Genomic DNA, 2620 nt, shown 5'->3' with positions numbered 1-2620 from the left:
CCCGGCCGCCCGCGGCCCGCCGGGACGGTCGAGGCGAACGGGACGACCGGCACGGCCGACGAAGCAGGGGAGGCGGAGACCGTCGTCCCCTTCGCCCGGCACCCGGCCGTACTCGGCCTGTACTGATCCGCGCCCGCCCGCCGCTCCCCGCCGCCCGGCGCTGAGGGACCCGGGAGCGGGCGCGGCCGCCGGGCGCACGGGTGCCGGGGCGCGGAAGCGGGTAGGCGTCCGGACCCCGCGCCCCGTCGCCCGGGAGCCCCGAGTCCGAGAGGAAGGCAGCGCCCATGACGACCAGCGTCGGCAACCCCGGCAGCACGACAGCCGAGTACAAGAGGTCCCCGAGCCACTTCACCGACCGCATCACGGCCGACGGCGCCGACGGCTGGCCGGTCGAGGCCGGACGGTACCGGTTGGTGGTCAGCCGGGCCTGTCCCTGGGCGAGCCGTGCCCTGGTGGTGCGGCGGCTGCTCGGCCTGGAGGGCGCGATCTCCCTGGCGGTCACCGACCCCCTGCAGGACGAGCGGAGCTGGCGCTTCACCCTGGACCCGGACGGCCGGGACCCGGTGCTGGACATCGCCTTCCTCGGCGAGGCGTACACCGCCCGCGAGCCCGGCTACGACGGGGGTGTCAGCGTCCCAGCCGTCGTGGACATCCCCAGCGGCGTGCTCGTCACCAACGACTACCCGCGCATCACGCTCGACCTGGCCACCGAGTGGACCGCGCTGCACCGCGACGGCGCGCCCGACCTGTACCCCGAGCCGCTGCGCGACGAGATCGACGAGGTGATGGAGGACGTCTACCGCAACCTGAACAACGGTGTGTACCTGGCCGGTTTCGCCAAGAGCGAGCGGGCCTACGAACGCGCCTACCGAAACCTCTTCGCCTGCTGGGACCGGCTCTCCGAGCGTCTGGCCGGCCGCCGCTACCTGGTGGGGGACACCATCACCGAGGCCGATGTGCGGCTGTTCACCACTCTGGTGCGCTTCGACGCGGTCTACCACAGCCACTTCAAGTGCAACCGCAACAAGCTGACCGAGGACCCGGTGCTGTGGGCCTACGCCCGCGATCTCTTCCAGACCCCCGGCTTCGGCGACACGGTCGACTTCGACCACGTCAAGCGCCACTACTACCAGGTGCACACCGACATCAACCCCACCCAGATCGTGCCGCTGGGCCCGGACCTGTCCGGGTGGCTGACCCCGCACCACCGCGAGGAACTGGGCGGCCGGCCCTTCGGTGACGGGACCCCGCCCGGCCCGCCGCCCGAGGCGGAGGAGATCCCCGACCGGGGCCGGGCCGGCGCCTCCGGAGCGTGAAACCGGGCGCAGGGGCCGGGTTCCCCGGCCCCTGCGCGGGTACTGCGGCGGGGACGCAGGGCGATCGCAGGCACCGATGTGGGAAACGGGTGGTCACCGTGCTCGCCGGACGGCTGGACGCGAGGACGCGCGCATTCTCGGTGGAGGAGGTGCCCACCCCCCGGCCCGGGCCGGGGGAGGTGCTGGTCAAAGTGGAGGCCGCGGGCGTCTGCCTGTCGGACGTGCACCTGATCGACGGCACGCTCACCCCGCTGTACCCGCAGGGGGACACCGTCACCCTGGGCCACGAGGTCGCGGGCGTGGTCGCCGAGCCGGGCGCGGGTGTGACCCGGTGGCGGCCGGGCCAGCGTGTCCTGCTCCAGGCCGGTGAGGAGCGGGACGGGGTGGTGTGGACCCGCGGGGTGGACTACGACGGCGGCTGGGCCGAGTACGCGGTGGCGGCCGGACCGACGCTGGTGGAGATCCCCGACGAGTTGCCCTTCGAACAGGCCGCGATCATTCCGGACGCGGTGTCCACCCCGTGGGCCGCCATCACCGCCACCGCCCGCACCGAGCCCGCGCGCCCGGCCGGCGTCTGGGGTGCGGGCGGCCTGGGCGTGCACGGCGTGCAACTGCTGCGCCTGGTCGGCGCCGCGCCGATCATCGTGGTCGATCCCCTGGCCGAGGCGCGCGAGCGGGCCCTGGCCTTCGGCGCCGACCTGGCCCTCTCCTCGGACGATCCGGAGCTGCCCGCCCGGGTGCGGGGGGAGACCGGCGGGGACGGGCTGGCCTTCGCCTTCGACTTCGCCGGAGTGCCGGCGGTGCGGGAGCAGGCGGCGCGCTGCCTGGGCCCGGGCGGCAGGCTGGTGCTGGTCGGGCTCACCGACCGGCCGCTGACCATCAGCGACGGCACCGCCTTCAGTTACTTCCAGCAGCAGGTGCTGGGGCACTACGGCTCCTCCGACGAGCACGTGACGCAGCTCGTCGAGCTGGTGCGGCGGCACCGGCTGGACTTCTCGCGGTCGGTCAGCGGGGTGCTGCCGCTGGCGGAGGCGGGAGAGGCGGTGGGCCGGCTGCTGCGCAAGGAGGGCAGTCCGGTCCGGCTGATCCTGCGCCCGTGAGGCGGCGCCGGTACGGCGGGCTGTACGGGCGGTAAGGGCCGCGTGAAACGGACCGTGCGAACCGTGGGCACCGGCGCCGGGCAGGGTCTCGTCTCTCCTGCCCGGCGCCGGGGTGAGGCCGCCGGACCGGCGTCCGTGGGGGGAGGAAAACGCCGGGCCGGCGGACGGCCGCGCCGATCGGCGGGGGGGGGGGGGGGGGGGGGG

At 75.0% G+C, this 2620-nt stretch carries 2 protein-coding genes; both read left to right on the top strand.

From position 1 onward, the window contains the following. Nucleotides 1–284 precede the first annotated feature (284 nt). Nucleotides 285–1316, top strand: a complete 1032-nt coding sequence (locus tag LJ221_RS22240) for a glutathione S-transferase family protein (RefSeq protein ID WP_241718498.1) — start codon at nt 285–287, stop codon at nt 1314–1316. Nucleotides 1317–1405: 89 nt separating this feature from the next. Continuing rightward, the gene (locus tag LJ221_RS22235; protein WP_241718497.1) at nt 1406–2416 is read left to right on the top strand and encodes a zinc-binding dehydrogenase; all 1011 of its coding nucleotides are present in this window, start codon (nt 1406–1408) and stop codon (nt 2414–2416) included. Nucleotides 2417–2620 lie beyond the last annotated feature (204 nt).

Origin of the sequence: Streptomyces sp. CNQ085, from assembly GCF_022614595.1 — a bacterium.
Lineage (GTDB): Bacteria > Actinomycetota > Actinomycetes > Streptomycetales > Streptomycetaceae > Streptomyces.
This window is presented reverse-complemented; position numbering and strand designations above follow the sequence as displayed.

Coding starts and splice junctions, on each gene's coding strand:
- LJ221_RS22240 (WP_241718498.1), top strand. CDS start 285: ATGACGACCAGCGTCGGCAACCCCGGCAGCACGACAGCCGAGTACAAG.